We start from the raw sequence: 14,014 nt of genomic DNA on the forward strand, positions 1-14,014 counted from the left end.
TAAAATGATAACTGTTAGAAAATATGAATTCTCAATCACTAAATTTAGATAATCTGCAAACTACTATTCCCATCGCCCCAGAAGGATTCAAGTCTGGTTTTGTTGCCATTATTGGCAGACCAAACGTGGGCAAGTCTACATTAATGAATCATTTAATTGGGCAAAAAGTTGCTATTACTTCTCCCGTGGCGCAAACTACCCGCAATCGTTTACAGGGAATTTTGACTACACCAGAGGCGCAAATTATTTTTGTTGATACTCCTGGTATACATAAGCCTCATCATGAACTAGGCAAAGTTTTGGTACAAAATGCCAAGACGGCTATTAAGTCCGTAGATTTAGTTTTATTTGTAGTAGATAGTTCTACTGATGCTGGTACAGGCGATCGCTTTATTTTAGATATTTTAACCAGACTAAATACTCCAGTAATCTTAGGTTTAAATAAAGTTGATTTACAGCCAACTAACTATCAATTTATTGACGATACATACTCTAATTTAATTGCTGATACTAATTGGTCAACGGTCAAGTTTTCCGCGACTACAGGAACAGGAACAGAACAACTCCAAAAAGCTTTGATCGATAAATTAGAATCTGGCCCTTATTATTATCCTCCAGATTTGGTCACAGATCAGCCTGAACGCTTTATCATGGCAGAGCTAATTAGAGAACAAATACTATTACATACTCGTCAGGAAATTCCCCACTCGGTAGCTATTACCATCGAAAAGATTGAAGAAACTCCCAAAATAACTAAAGTCAATGCAGCCATTAATATTGAGCGTAGTTCCCAAAAAGGAATTTTGATTGGCAAAAAAGGTAGTATGCTCAAAACTATCGGTACAGCAGCCAGAAAACAAATTCAAAAGCTAATTTCGGGAAACGTTCATTTAGAGCTATTTGTTAAAGTTGAACCAAAATGGCGACAGTCTCGTTTGCGTTTGGCTGAATTTGGTTATCAGGTTGAAGAGTAGTAAGTTAGGGGCGAATGGCCGTTCGCCCGTACAGAAATGCCTAAAGCTAAGATCGAGGTTAAAGTTAAACTGTTTGCTGTCTATCAAGAGGTTTTTGATGCGTCTGAAATAGACTTGATGCTTCCTGCTTCGGCTCAGGTAAGTGATGTTTTAGCTTCATTGATTGAGCAGAAGCCACAACTGGCAAAGTGGCAAAAAGTAACTCGTTTTGGAGTTAATTTGAAATTTGTGCAAGCCGACACCTTTTTGCAAGAAGGAGATGAGGTTGTTTTAATTCCTCCTGTAAGCGGTGGCTGAAGATAAATTGGTAGTCCTGTAGAAGTAATGATTTAGAATAAGAACTGATATTTTAAAACTTTACTATAATGCTTCATTACCTCTTTAACACTACCCTTGTTTCTTCTTGGGTGTGGAAAAGTAGAGGACAACTGCCAGCAAAATTAGGGCAATGATCGAAGCATAGCCCCTTGGCAGTGATAAACCACCTTTTGCCACTGGTTTAGTTAGAAAGTCGCCAAAAGTAGCTCCAAACGGGCGGGTAAAAATGAATGCGAACCAGAATAGTAAAGCATCGTTCAGCTTGGTTACGTAGTGAAGGGCGATGACAATACCAATGACGGTAGCCGTTACCAATGCACCCTGGATATAGCTTAGTCCCATGTTGTCTGTCAGAAAGTCACCAAAAGCTGTTCCCAAACTATTAGAAAATACCACCGCTAGCCAATAGGTAGTCTCGGCATCTTTCTTGATAATAGGGTAAACACTCAAATCGCGATCGCGATAGTACCAGACGGCGAGAGTGGTCAAAAGACAGGCTACTAAAATAAGCGATCCTACTGCGTAGCCCAGACCAAGAGAGCGATCCATGAGGTCTGAAACTTCTGTTCCTGCTGTGGTTGTGGCGATGATGGCTGCCCAAAAAAGGACGGGACGATATCTGTCGGCTTGAATTTGAAAAAAGAGGATAATTGCCAGGATCGCAACGGTTATGGCGAAGCCTACATAATACCCAAGCCCCAGAGACATGGAGATAAAGTCACCTGCGGTTTCCCCCAGGGTTGTAGCAATAATCTTCATGATCCAGAAGAAAATCGTGACTTGGGCAACCTTGTTGGCAACTCTATTCGTTTCAACTTTGTTCATTGATTTTCCCTTAAAAATTTAAATTTTTACACCCAAACTTTAGAAAATAAGTGTCAGAAACTTTGCAAGATTTTGAATAACTTCTTGTACAAATCATTACGCCGTGTGCCAATACTTATCGTTTAGGGAGATAGGGATGTAGGGATATGGGGAGATAAATCTAACTTTTGAACTAAACCCCATCTACTTTGAAAGCTGAGAAAATTTGCTATTTTGTTGATTGTTTATTCAAGCTAAACTATGATTGATAAATAGTTAGTTATTAGGAATAATAAACGTGTCTAACGATTTTGGTATATTAATTCGCCAAGCGCGAAAAGAAAAAAAGTATTCTCAAAGAGAATTGGCTAAACTATTGAAAATAGATTTTACTTATTTATCTAAACTAGAAAATAATCGTGCAGATTATGCCCCCAAGGAAGAAGTGATTCGCGGTTTGGCAAGACATTTAGATTTAGATCAAGAAGAACTAATTTTTCTGGCTGGAAGAATACCTCAACAGGAAGAAGATTTACTCAAGCAACATTATAAAGATATGCCTGCTTTATTTCGTCGAATGCGAGAAAATCCTGAATTTGCTCAAAGAGTATTTCGCGAAGCTTCCACTACAAGGGCATCTCACTCAGGTCAGGACACTTGAATCGACGTGTCTTTAGATAGCTAGGAGTTAAATGTTTGTGAGTGTTTTTCGTCCCTTTAGATTTATTTCTAAAATTGATATTGAGGCTGCTGCTTTGGATGTTTGGCTACAAATGGAGAAGGCGAAAAACAAGCCCCAATTGCCAGTGGATGCTAGCATTATTGCCGAGTTTCTAGACTTAGATTTAGTCTGGGATCAAATTGCTGATGACGAACAGGGGACAATAGCAGCCAGAATTTTACCTTTAGAAAAGCTAATTGAAATCAATGAAGATCTGCCACAGCTAAAGGGGGGTTTTGGCGAATCAACCATTGCCCATGAGATTGGACATTGGGTATTGCATATTGATACTGAAAAGATAGACAGCTACAGTCGGCTTAAACAAAAGGGTGTTGATGTAAAAGTGAAGCCTTTTATCTGTCGTAATGGCGATAGTTTGGCAAGGATTGAATGGCAAGCGCAATACTTTGCGGGATGCTTGCTGATGCCACAACACATATTAACAGAATTGAAACAGAGTAAAGATTTAACTAAATGGCAGCATCTTTATCGAATGGCGGAACAGTTGGGCGTAACTATCTCTAATTTAACAACTCGTCTACAAGATTTAGGCTGGATTTCTCTTGATGCAGATACCCGCAAAATTCAGTTGACCAGATAATTTGTCAATTTATCTAATGTCTAAATGATCTTTTATTTCTTGGGCTAGCCAAGCTGCTTCTTCTTCTTTTAATGCGCCACCAAGATTATAAATGCGATCGCTTCCTCGCAATGCAACCTGAAAAATAGAGCCTGTGCGCTGCACAAAAACGTTATTTATTTTTTCACTAGCTAAAGTACTTTTATCATATTTCAAACCAAAAGCTTTACTGTAAATTACGGTCATATTGTTATTGATAAATATGTCTGTTTTTGATATAAATAGCAAGAAAAGCTTGATTAATACCATTAAAGGAAATATTAACAACATGGCGCGGAAAAACGTAATAAAAAACAAGGAAAAGCAAAACCAGGTGAATAAAGCTGCTACTCCACTACAGCCACTATTAAAAAGCTCATTTGCTCTATCAAAACCGCCTGCGGGTATCTTGATTTCCAATAGACCTTTTTCTTTTTTTAGTTTAACTAGCGTAAGTAGAGCAATACTGTTAACTTTGTATTTATTTGTTGCTCGTCTGGTAAAAACTTTAGACTGATTAGCAGAATTATAAGTAAACATCTTAGAAAGCAAAGTTTCCTTAGCCTCAACGGCATTTTGAAAGCGTTTTTCTACCGTTAATTCTGTTATTTTCTCTAACCAGTCAATCAAGTCTGGTTTAATGTTAACGCGATCGCGAAATTGAATTCGAGAATCTTTATGAGGCAAATCCGCCGGGGATTTCCCCGTTAATAAATGAATTAAAGTTCCCCCCAAAGCATATAAATCGGAAGCCTCAACTGCCCTACCCCAAAACTGTTCTAAAGGCGCATAACCAACTGTGCCGACAACTGTAAAAGTAACTCCCGTAACGGCTGCTTGAGCCTGTACTGCGCCAAAATCGATTAAATAAATGCGATCATCTTCTCCCAAAATTATATTACTAGGCTTGATATCTCGATGCAGCACCGAGGGATTTAATTGATGTAGATAAATTAGAATATCCAAAGTTTCTTGGGCGATACCACGAATCTTGTCCTCAGTAAAACGCCGACTTTGTTCTAATGATTCTTGTAAAGACAAACCAGGAATATATTGCTGTACTAGAGCAAACCAAGGAACACCTTCGCCAACTTCCTTGTCTAAATCAAAGTAATCATAATATTTAGGAATGCAGGGATGATCGAGTGTTTTTAGCGTCTGGGCTTCTCTTTCAAACAGCTTTAATTCTTCCCAGCGCATTTGCGGATTGAACGCCAACAACTTGATCGCGACAAATTCGGTACTTACCCGATCGCTCGCCAGCCAAGTTTGATGCCCTGCTGCGGTACGCCCTAAACGTCTTTGCAGTTGATATCGAGAATTTAAGACTTGATGTTCTTTAAATACCATGCGATCGCCTTGATAAAATCAGTAAGATACATAATTACTATTGAAAATTAATCAAAACCAAGATTCTTGAAAATATTTAAATTGAATGGAAAACCGTATATTCATTTAGTCTGAACGTTTTTGCCCTGGATTGACAACTATTTAGCAAAATTTTAAATATTTCTTATGCGATCGCTTCAGTTCTCTCAGAACAGACAAGTTATTGAGCAAAGGCAGCAAGGTGTACCCACCGCAGCTAGGCAGAAGGCAGAAGCCAAGAGGTTTACCTTTGAATTGTTCTTTGCAAATGACCCAAGGCTATCTTTAAATAACTCAGCTTAGAAAGGTAGTTAACAATAATTTATGCAAGAAGTCTAATATACTTAAAGGATATTTTAAACGCTATTTTTTTGTTTATGAATCAACCATCTAAAATTAATAATCCTAATTTAGCTTCTATACAAGAACCAATAATTAGTGCTGCGCCAGAGGTAAAACAAATTATTGAGGAAGTCTTAAAACTAGAAAAAGATAAGCTGTATTTAAAAACTCCTCGCAATATTAATGAAGATATTTTAAATATAATCAAAAAAATTGTGTCATGAAGTTAATTAATCTGCAACTATGCAACTTTAGACAATTTTATGGCAAAACGATCCAAATTAAATTTGCTAGTGGAGAAAAAAATACGACGGTTATTTATGGTAATAATGGTGCAGGAAAAACATCGATTCTTAATGCTTTTACCTGGGTGCTATACGAAAAATTTACTGCTGCTTTTGCCTTTCCCGAATCATTAGTTAATCAACGTGCTGTTACAGAGGCGCAAGTAGATGGGGCGGTAGAATGTTGGGTAGAGTTGCAGTTTGAGCGCGATCGCAAGTCCTATCAGATCAAGCGTAAGTGTTACGCAAGCAAGAATGCAGCCAATCAGATTCAATACAGCAAAACTAAGCTGTTTATGCTGGTTGCGGGGGATGATGGACGTTGGTATCCACCCCTTGAGTCTTCAGAAGATGTTATTGATAGGATTTTACCCGCAAGCTTACATCAATATTTTTTCTTTGATGGAGAAAGGATTGATAGTTTTTTTCGCCATAATCAGAATCATAATATTGCTGAAGACACTAAAGAATTATTAGGGGTAAAGGTTTTAGATCGGGCGATCGAACATTTAAAAAAAGCCAAGCGAACTTTACAAGAAGAATTACAAGAGTTAGGAGATAGTAAAACCAAGCAGTTAGTACAACAGCAAATTAAATTAGAGCAAGCTCGCGATAATTTGGCACAGCGCAAAAAAGAAATAATTGCCAAAGTTACACAGCTTGAGCAACGTAAATCTAATTTATCTAATCAGCTTTTGGAAGTTAGCGGTGCAGATAAAATACAAGAATTAAAAAATAAATTAGTTAAACAGGAAGCAGCCGTTAAAAAAGATATTATTCAAAGTAAAGATAAGCTCAAAAAAAGCATTTCTCAAGATAGCTATCTAGTCTTTTTACCCAATCTAAATAATAAGTTTGTAAAATTGCTTGAGCAGTTACGCGATCGCGGTCAATTATCAAGCGGTATCAAACAAGAGTTTATTCAACAATTGTTGCAGCAGCAAAGCTGTATCTGTGGTGCAGAATTAAAACCAGATACAGATGCCTATCAAAAGGTAAAATCTTGGCTAAAAAAAGTAGAAATAAAAAATGTGGAAGAGTCGGCTATTCGTTTAGAAACCCAAATAAGCAAAATTGAATCTCGCTCAGATATATTTTGGCAACAATTAGACCAACAGCAAGCAGCAATAAAGCATCAATATTTAGAAATAAATCGCCTAGAAGCAGAAATAGCCAAAGCCAATAAACAACTACAAAGCTATCCTAATCGAGATATTCAACAGCTACAAAAGAAAATAGAGCAGATCGAATCACAGCTTAAAAAGCTTATTTTAGAACAAGGAATAAATCAACAGCAGCAGAGCGATCGCGCCTCGCAATTAAGCAAGCTAACTCAAACAATATCCCAACATCAGCTAACCGAAAATAAGCAGAAATTGGCACAAAAGCGCATCGTTCTAACCCAAGAATCAATTGTTAGATTAAACGAAGTAAGAACTCGTTTAGAACAGCAATTTAGATTAACTTTAGAGCAAAAGGTTCAAGAAATATTTAGCTTTATTTCTTTTACTCCCTATATACCCAAACTAAGCCCTAATTACGAACTAACTTTAGTCGAAAACACATCGGGAGTAGAAGTGCCTGTAGCAGCTTCTACTGGAGAAAATCAAATCCTTAGCCTCTCGTTTATTGGCGGTATCATCGATCGCGTTAGACAATGGAGTCAGCGAAATACCTTAGTCGGTTATGACAGCAGCACCTTTCCCATCGTCATGGACTCTCCTTTTGGCAGTTTAGATCAGGTTTATCGACGACAGGTAGCCAAAGCTATTCCCGAACTCGCTAATCAATTAGTAATTTTGGTAACTAAAACCCAGTGGCTAGGGGAAGTAGCAACACAAACACGCTCACGAATTGCCCAAGAATATGTCTTAACCTACTATTCACCCAAGACAAACTGTGAACCAGACTATATTAATCTTCAGCAGCAAGATTACCCTTTAGTTCAACCTAGTGGTAATAATTTTGAGTATACCAAAATTATGGCAATTAAAGATTAATATAGATAAATTTTTCAACAATTAAGTTATAACAGTATCGGTTGCTATATCAATCAGCTACGGGAGAAGAATAGGAGAAAAACGAGAATGCTTTTCTTAGATTATACACAAGTCAAATACTGCAGGTTAAAAAATAACGATCGAGCCATAAAAGGACTTATCTATAATGGTAATGTCTTTACAAGAGCCAAAGCTTTTCCCAAAGAAGAATTAGAAGCAGCTATTAAAGAATGTCGAGAAGAATACTTAGATCACGAAGAACGTTCGAAAATTGCTACTTTGCTAGTCAAAGATAAAAATTCTGTAGGAATTTGGATGCAAAGCGATCGCTTTAAAGCATCTGATGCTATAGCCTCTAGTGAGGAAAAGCAATCACCTAATGCAAAATTGCCTTCAGCTAGCTCTGACCAGCCAAAAACAGACCTGAGCAAAGTCAGTATTCGGCAAATAGCACTGGAAATGCGTTCAGAAACAGGCGTAGAAATTAAAACCCGTCGTTACAAGCTGAAGCTATATCAGCGTTGTTTTTTAGGCAATGAGGCTGTAGACTGGATTGCTAAACGAGTGAACATTTCTCGTACTGATGCGGTTAGATTAGGTCAAAAAATGCTGGACAAAAACATTTTTGACCATGTGACAAATGAACATCAATTCAAAGATGAAGAGTTGTTTTACCGTTTTCGGGATGATGAAGGTAAAAGTTTGTGGAATAGCAAAATTTAATTGCATCTCCCTAACTTAAAAAATCGATCTTATTACTAGGCTTAAAGTTTGGGAAAACTTGACTCAAGCGATTATCAGCAACAGACAAATGATTTTGTAAAACGTGAGCAATTATTTCTCTATAATCTGTAGTTACAGCTAAATCTCGATCCTGATCGAGCTCAGGGTCATCTAAGCCTTTCCATTCTCCATACACTTTTCCCCCACGAACTCTTCCTCCTAAAAGCATCATTACATTACCATATCCATGATCTGTTCCTTTAGTACCGTTCTCTTTAAGAGTACGACCAAATTCTGATAAAACAACAATTACCGTATCGGCATAGATTGGCTCTAATCCTTTGACCAGAGTTGCTAGACCTTCGCCAAAAGAAGGCAATAATCGATCGAGGATTGCACTTTCATTAACATGAGAATCCCAGCCACCTATGTCCATAAATGCCAATTGAGTTTTAGTGCTGCCCACCATTAATTTGGCTACTTCGTCTGCATCATCGACAAAAGCGTTGACGTTCTTGGCTTGGCGAGAAGAGGACTTCATTTCTTGATTTAATGCTGCTAAAACTTTCTCTCTGACCTTACGTCCCTCTTGATAAGCTTTACTCAAGTCATCAGTTCCACCATACAATTCATCAAAAGCTTTGCTAATGACTGGATGATCGGTAGGAATAGCTCCTGTTGAGTTTTTGCCAGGTCTTAAGCTGGCAATATTCATTTTTCCCTTAAGTATGTAAGGGGTAGTAACACCAACGTTGAGAGCTTGAGTTGCTTCTTCTTGAGGTAGTTGTGCCAAAAGCCGATTCATCCAACCATCAGGAGTGTTTTTAAAGCCTGGAGTTCCATTTTCAATATAGTCTTGGGCTTGAAAATGAGAACGCTCAACTATTGGTAAACCGCTAGCATGAACAAAAGCCAAACTTTTCTGTTGCCAAAGAGGCATCAAATCTTTTAGGTGAGGATGTAAACCAAAAAAGCTGTCAAGATCCAGTACACCGTTTTTTTCCTGGGGATAAGGGATGGCAATAGTTGGTCTTGCTGAATAATAATTGGTTTCCTGATGAGGAACAACCAGATTCAAACCATCAACTCCCCCCCGTAATAACACTACTACCAAACGTTGAGGGTTAGCTGACTGGCTAAGTCCCTGAGCAGCCCAGCTATTTAAACCGATGGGAACTAAAATTCCTGTAGTTGCCAAACTGGCTGCGGTCAAAAATTTTCTTCTTTTCATGACTATTTTTAGCTGAACTACAAATTAAATTATATTGAGTAAAACTTATCTATACATTGCTTCAGGGCTGCCTAAAATGAGGGCTGGACGAAGCTTCCCAGGGCTTTTGGCAATTACCTTTTTGGTGTGTGCAGAAAGCTTTCCTAAGTTTGTTTCTATTTTTTGATATTCAACAGGATCTTGCTTATTTAAAGAGGCATTAGCGATCGCTGATGCAAAGCCTATCCTTTGTAACATTGCCTGGGAATTCAACCAAACATCTTGAGTATTTTTGTAGCCAGTGGGAGGAATGCAGCTATATATAGGCATTGACAAGCTGCTTATCATACCTCTAATGCGATCGTAGTCTGGCTGCTCGATCTCGCTAATTCTTACTAAGGAAACTATATACTGGTAAGGGGTTTTGAACTTTTGTTGATAGTACTTGGGGTCATTAAATTCTGAAGCGTGAATCAAGGTATCCATAACAACTTTAATATTGCCATCACTTTTCATAAATTTTTGAGCTAGTTTATCTACCAAGCTAGATGGTGGTCGATCCGCAACAAAGTACTGTGCCAATTTATAGCTGATAAATTGTGCGGTGGCAGGATGAGTTGCCAAGATGTCTAAAGCTTGCTGCCCTTCTGTAATGCCATTCGGCTCAATTTTATGACCTAAAAATACTTTTTCACCGCGATCGTGACGTTTTTCGTCAAAGAAAAAGCCCTTTTTATTTCCTCTTTCGCCAAGATAATCTACTCTCCAGCCTGTAAATATTTTGGCTAAAGTTATTACATCTTCTTGAGTGTAACCACCATCAATACCCAATGTCTGTAGCTCCATCAATTCACGGGCATAATTTTCATTTAAAGTCTCGCTATTGCGCTTTTTATTAGAGTTACTAAACGCAAAGTTTTTAAAGTTATCTAAATAAATCAACATAGCTGGATGAGTGGCAGTTACTTCTAATAAGTCACGAAAACTGCCTAGAGCATTAGCCCGAATTTCATTCTCATAGTCGTTGACCCATAAGCTGATTGTTCCCTTTCCTGCCATAACATTGAAGTGATTAAACCAAAAATCTACCATCACTTCTTGCAGTTGCCTAGGAGAATTTATTGCCCGCGCTAAATGAGCATCCATAGCCTCTAACCGAGCCTGTTTTTTTAAATCATAGTTTTTCTTTTGTAGCTTTATTTTTTGTTCGGTAGATATTGCAATATCCTCTAGTTTTTGTTTGTTAATATACTGCTCTGTTTGCAATTTAATTGGCTGTTGATTAATAAGCTTTAGTCCAGCTAAATAATTATTTAAGCTAGAAGATTCTGAAATTGATTCAGGATTAAGCTGAGACTGAATATAAGCTTCAATACCTCTTTTTTTTATATCTTTAAGTTGGGCTGTATTTATCCCAAAGCTCAATCTTTCTAAAACTTGGCTTTGGTTAGGGAGAGATAATTCACTTTTTCCTACGGTAACGTTAATCAAGCCAAGACATAGAAGCGAGCTACAAATTATAGTTAAGATGCCATACCATAGTTTATGTCTCATAGTCTGTTGCAAAACGAGCAGCAATTTACAATTATTGTTTGTTCTTGAAGATTTTCACTTTAACCTCAGAATTATTGATTGACAAATATACCGATACTCTTTTAACAGAGTTACAGTTCTCGCTGGCTGACGACATATTTCTGTGAAACTATAGTCATTCCAAATAGAAACCATACGAAAAAAGAAAACTGTGATAAGTGTCTCAAACTCTCCTGACCTCAAACTCTCCTGACCTCTGACCTCTGACCTCAAACTCTCCTGACCTCAAACTCTCCTGACCTCTGACCTCTGACCTCTGAAACCTCTGACCTCTGACCTCTGACCTCTGACCTCTGACCTCTGACCTCTGACCTCTGACCTCTGACCTCAAACTCTCCTGACCTCAAACTCTCCTGACCTCTGACCTCTGACCTCTGACCTCAAACTCTCCTGACCTCTGACTTAAAACCAGTCAATCACGAGAAAATTAATTGGAATGACTATAATACCAAAATAGCTGTGAGGGCGACCCAACACGCTGCATCGCTTTTTTAAAAGCAAAGCAGGGTTTTAGTTAATAGACCTCTTGCATGAATAAAAGATTAATTATTCTTGCTCCGTCCCTATGCTTGAGGAGACCTCAAGCGGTGCGGTGCGCTTTTTCCCTTTAACCCTTACCCTTTTACCTCTCAATCAAGTAGTTCATAATGATTCGTGCAAGAAGTCTAATGATTAGTGATTATTGTTTAAAAGCTAAGGTTAAGCCATCAGCGATCGCCAGCATACTAAGGTCTACTCTTTTGTCTTGATGTAGTTTTTGATTGAACTCCCGCAGAGCGACCGTCCTGTTATCTGTATCTTCAGGGTCCGCAACCCTTCCAGACCACAATACATTGTCGATCGCAATTATTCCCCCAGGACGCAAAAGCGTTAAAGCTCGTTCATAATAGTTCAGATAATTGCTTTTATCAGCATCTATGAAGGCAAAGTCAAAGCTCTGAGTTTCCCCTTCAGCTATTAACTGGTCGAGAGTATCTAAAGCTGGTGCTAGACGAAAATCAATTTTGTGTTCGACTCCTGCTGCTTGCCAATAGCGACGAGCGATCGCCGTAGCTTCAGGATCGCGATCGCAAGCCACTACTTTTCCGTCTTCTGGCAATGCCAACGCCACTACCAAAGAGCTGTAGCCAGTAAAAACGCCAATATCAAGGGTTTTCTTAGCTTTTAATAATTTAACGAGCAATGCCATAAACTGTCCCTGGTCGGCAGAAATTTGCATCACGCTGGCAGGGTGGCGATCTGTTTCTTCTCTTAGCTTGCTTAAAATTTCAGGCTCTCGTAACGATACTGAAAGCAAGTATTTGTATACGCGATCGTCCAATTCCAAACTTTGCTTACTCATAATCCTCTAAATACTTCACGGTTTAACTTATTCAGGCTGCTCGTTTCTAACTTTTTGCAAAAGCATCTGTTTTTCCGCACGGGCGATCGCTTTATAGGTTCGCTTTACCGCCTCTGGTTCAACGGAAATGGCATCGATTCCCCAGTCTATGAGTTTGGCAACTAAATTAGGGTATTCTACTGGTGCTTGACCACATATACAGCATTCTATGTTGTTAGCTTTGGCGGTAGCAATTAACTCAGAAATTGCCCTGTGCATAGCTGGATGATTGGCGTTTAAACCGCGATCGCTAAATTCAGTCTGCTCGCGATCTACTCCTAATAGTAATTGAGTTAGATCGTTAGTACCAACTGCAATTCCTTGGACACCTGCCCGAACGTATTCAGGTAACAATAAAATTACTGAAGGCACTTCTGCCATGATCCAAACTTTAAATGACTTTCTGCTGATTAAACCAATATTTTTTAGGCGACGGTAACAAAACTCAAACTCTTCTACGCTGCGAACAAAAGGTAAGATTAAATTGAGATTGCTATAGCCTTCGGCTGTGATAGTTGCTAATGCCTCTAGCTCTAGATCGAATAAGGCTGGATCGCAAATATAACTGTATGTACCTCGATTACCCAAAATCGGATTAGAATCTTGGGCATACCAATCAATAGAGCGATAAAATACAGGACGAGGCGCAAAAGCACTGACAAACTGACGTAAAGAACTAGTTAAAGTGTTCAAAAAATTGAGGCGATACAATTCTGTTTGTCGTCGCTCAAAAAACTGGGGAGTCAATAACTCTGACAGCATTAATTCAGAGCGCAATAACCCAACTCCATCTATAGGTAAATTGCGAACTTGGTTAATACTTTCTGGTTGAGAAAGATTAACCATTAATTTAGTGGCAATGGGATGGCTAGAGTCAAGTAAATAGTTATTAGGCAAATGAGGGTAGGATAAATGCCTAGCTGCTGCGGGATAAACTTTGCCATCATTTCCGTTTAATAAAACCTCAATTCCATTCTGAAGGATTTTAGTGGCATCAACAGCGTTGACTATAGCAGGAATATTCAATTCTCTAGCTACAATTGCTCCATGACTAGTTGTTCGTCCAGTTTCGGTAATAATTCCGCCAACTTGTTTAATCAGGGCTATATGGTGAGGTTCAATAGCGTTAGTTACCAAGATGCAGCCTGGAAAAATCGGCATAGAATGGCTATCAGAGTGAGTCTCAAAATCTTCAATGATTACAGTCTTGGCTATAACAGTACCTGGAGAAGCAGCAACACCATTTAACAGAGATGATACAGATGATGAGGGTAATAATTGAGCTAACTGATTTGCTAACAAAGTAGAAACAGCAGTTTGGCGATCGCTCAATTGAGTAAAGTAAAACTGTGGTAGAGACTGATATTCTTCTGGTGCAGTCCAAACTAAATATTTAATTTGCGGTTGTTTATCTAGAATAACCTGAGTTAACTGGAGAAGTTTGGCGATCGCTGTCTGAAAACGAAGGAGAATTTGGCAAATGACCAACCAATAATTCTCCATGCTCTAAATCAGCTAAAAATTGCTTTGATAAACTGTGACCTAAAACAAATCCAGGTAAAATTGGACATTCGTGTTGAAGTAATTGGCTGAGAATAAATAAATTATTCCCAACCAAATGTTGTTCTGAATGTTGAATTTGTGAAAGCCAATAAATATAGCTCACTGTTTTAACTA

Annotated in this window: 14 protein-coding genes; 7 read left to right on the forward strand and 7 right to left on the reverse strand. The window is 38.4% G+C overall.

Annotated elements, in window-relative coordinates; translation table 11 throughout:
• The first annotated feature begins 23 nt into the window (after window positions 1-23).
• Window positions 24-974, forward strand: a complete 951-nt coding sequence (era, locus tag SLP02_RS08780) for a GTPase Era (RefSeq protein WP_319420277.1) — start codon at window positions 24-26, stop codon at window positions 972-974.
• 36 nt (window positions 975-1,010) lie between these two features.
• Window positions 1,011-1,271: a MoaD/ThiS family protein gene (locus SLP02_RS08785; protein WP_319420278.1), complete on the forward strand. Its 261-nt coding sequence runs from the start codon at window positions 1,011-1,013 to the stop codon at window positions 1,269-1,271.
• Window positions 1,272-1,361: 90 nt separating this feature from the next.
• Here the strand turns inward: SLP02_RS08785 and SLP02_RS08790 are convergent, their stop codons facing one another.
• Entirely contained in the window at window positions 1,362-2,117 is a 756-nt protein-coding gene (locus SLP02_RS08790) for a COG4705 family protein (protein ID WP_319420279.1), read from the reverse strand.
• 277 nt (window positions 2,118-2,394) lie between these two features.
• On the opposite strand from SLP02_RS08790, the gene SLP02_RS08795 reads away from it, so the two are divergent.
• Window positions 2,395-2,757: a helix-turn-helix domain-containing protein gene (locus SLP02_RS08795; protein ID WP_319420280.1), complete on the forward strand. Its 363-nt coding sequence runs from the start codon at window positions 2,395-2,397 to the stop codon at window positions 2,755-2,757.
• 37 nt (window positions 2,758-2,794) lie between these two features.
• Window positions 2,795-3,418, forward strand: a complete 624-nt coding sequence (locus tag SLP02_RS08800; protein ID WP_413467146.1) for an ImmA/IrrE family metallo-endopeptidase — start codon at window positions 2,795-2,797, stop codon at window positions 3,416-3,418.
• A gap of 9 nt (window positions 3,419-3,427) precedes the next feature.
• Here the strand turns inward: SLP02_RS08800 and SLP02_RS08805 are convergent, their stop codons facing one another.
• Window positions 3,428-4,786 carry a serine/threonine protein kinase gene (locus tag SLP02_RS08805; RefSeq protein ID WP_319420282.1) on the reverse strand — a complete coding sequence of 453 codons (1,359 nt, stop codon included), beginning with the start codon at window positions 4,784-4,786 and terminating at the stop codon, window positions 3,428-3,430.
• Window positions 4,787-5,181: 395 nt separating this feature from the next.
• Here SLP02_RS08805 and SLP02_RS08810 point away from each other — a divergent pair, with 395 nt between their 5' ends.
• The 3 genes from SLP02_RS08810 (at window position 5,182) to SLP02_RS08820 (ending at window position 8,153) form a co-directional block, all read left to right on the forward strand.
• The gene (locus tag SLP02_RS08810) at window positions 5,182-5,370 is read left to right on the forward strand and encodes a hypothetical protein (RefSeq protein WP_319420283.1); all 189 of its coding nucleotides are present in this window, start codon (window positions 5,182-5,184) and stop codon (window positions 5,368-5,370) included.
• Complete coding sequence (locus SLP02_RS08815; protein WP_319420284.1) at window positions 5,367-7,430, forward strand: AAA family ATPase; 2,064 nt, start codon at window positions 5,367-5,369, stop codon at window positions 7,428-7,430. The genes SLP02_RS08810 and SLP02_RS08815 overlap by 4 nt, the downstream gene beginning before the upstream one ends.
• An 87-nt stretch (window positions 7,431-7,517) precedes the next feature.
• Window positions 7,518-8,153, forward strand: coding sequence for a DEP domain-containing protein (locus SLP02_RS08820; protein WP_319420285.1), 636 nt, complete (start codon window positions 7,518-7,520; stop codon window positions 8,151-8,153).
• A gap of 10 nt (window positions 8,154-8,163) precedes the next feature.
• Here the strand turns inward: SLP02_RS08820 and SLP02_RS08825 are convergent, their stop codons facing one another.
• The 5 genes from SLP02_RS08825 to SLP02_RS08845 all read right to left on the reverse strand — a co-directional run bounded on the left by SLP02_RS08825 (window position 8,164) and on the right by SLP02_RS08845 (window position 14,003).
• Window positions 8,164-9,384, reverse strand: coding sequence for a DUF1501 domain-containing protein (locus tag SLP02_RS08825; RefSeq protein ID WP_319420286.1), 1,221 nt, complete (start codon window positions 9,382-9,384; stop codon window positions 8,164-8,166).
• A gap of 45 nt (window positions 9,385-9,429) precedes the next feature.
• The gene (locus tag SLP02_RS08830) at window positions 9,430-10,917 is read right to left on the reverse strand and encodes a DUF1800 domain-containing protein (RefSeq protein ID WP_319420287.1); all 1,488 of its coding nucleotides are present in this window, start codon (window positions 10,915-10,917) and stop codon (window positions 9,430-9,432) included.
• A gap of 718 nt (window positions 10,918-11,635) precedes the next feature.
• Window positions 11,636-12,298: a class I SAM-dependent methyltransferase gene (locus tag SLP02_RS08835; protein ID WP_319420288.1), complete on the reverse strand. Its 663-nt coding sequence runs from the start codon at window positions 12,296-12,298 to the stop codon at window positions 11,636-11,638.
• Window positions 12,299-12,325: 27 nt separating this feature from the next.
• Window positions 12,326-13,840, reverse strand: a complete 1,515-nt coding sequence (locus SLP02_RS08840; protein WP_319420289.1) for a putative PEP-binding protein — start codon at window positions 13,838-13,840, stop codon at window positions 12,326-12,328.
• Window positions 13,746-14,003 (reverse strand): hypothetical protein, encoded by a 258-nt coding sequence (locus SLP02_RS08845; RefSeq protein WP_319420290.1) that lies wholly within the window; start codon window positions 14,001-14,003, stop codon window positions 13,746-13,748. The genes SLP02_RS08840 and SLP02_RS08845 overlap by 95 nt, the downstream gene beginning before the upstream one ends.
• Window positions 14,004-14,014 lie beyond the last annotated feature (11 nt).

The organism is Pleurocapsa sp. FMAR1 (genome assembly GCF_963665995.1).
In the GTDB taxonomy this organism is placed as follows: Bacteria; Cyanobacteriota; Cyanobacteriia; order Cyanobacteriales; family Xenococcaceae; genus Waterburya.

Bases quoted from the DNA above. Each gene is read 5' to 3' on its own strand.
- SLP02_RS08830 (WP_319420287.1), bottom strand. From the start codon at position 10,917: ATGAGACATAAACTATGGTATGGCATCTTAACTATAATTTGTAGCTCG.
- SLP02_RS08810 (WP_319420283.1), top strand. From the start codon at position 5,182: ATGAATCAACCATCTAAAATTAATAATCCTAATTTAGCTTCTATACAA.
- SLP02_RS08785 (WP_319420278.1), top strand. From the start codon at position 1,011: ATGCCTAAAGCTAAGATCGAGGTTAAAGTTAAACTGTTTGCTGTCTAT.
- SLP02_RS08820 (WP_319420285.1), top strand. From the start codon at position 7,518: ATGCTTTTCTTAGATTATACACAAGTCAAATACTGCAGGTTAAAAAAT.
- era (WP_319420277.1), top strand. From the start codon at position 24: ATGAATTCTCAATCACTAAATTTAGATAATCTGCAAACTACTATTCCC.
- SLP02_RS08840 (WP_319420289.1), bottom strand. From the start codon at position 13,840: ATGGAGAATTATTGGTTGGTCATTTGCCAAATTCTCCTTCGTTTTCAG.
- SLP02_RS08790 (WP_319420279.1), bottom strand. From the start codon at position 2,117: ATGAACAAAGTTGAAACGAATAGAGTTGCCAACAAGGTTGCCCAAGTC.
- SLP02_RS08805 (WP_319420282.1), bottom strand. From the start codon at position 4,786: ATGGTATTTAAAGAACATCAAGTCTTAAATTCTCGATATCAACTGCAA.
- SLP02_RS08835 (WP_319420288.1), bottom strand. From the start codon at position 12,298: ATGAGTAAGCAAAGTTTGGAATTGGACGATCGCGTATACAAATACTTG.
- SLP02_RS08815 (WP_319420284.1), top strand. From the start codon at position 5,367: ATGAAGTTAATTAATCTGCAACTATGCAACTTTAGACAATTTTATGGC.
- SLP02_RS08825 (WP_319420286.1), bottom strand. From the start codon at position 9,384: ATGAAAAGAAGAAAATTTTTGACCGCAGCCAGTTTGGCAACTACAGGA.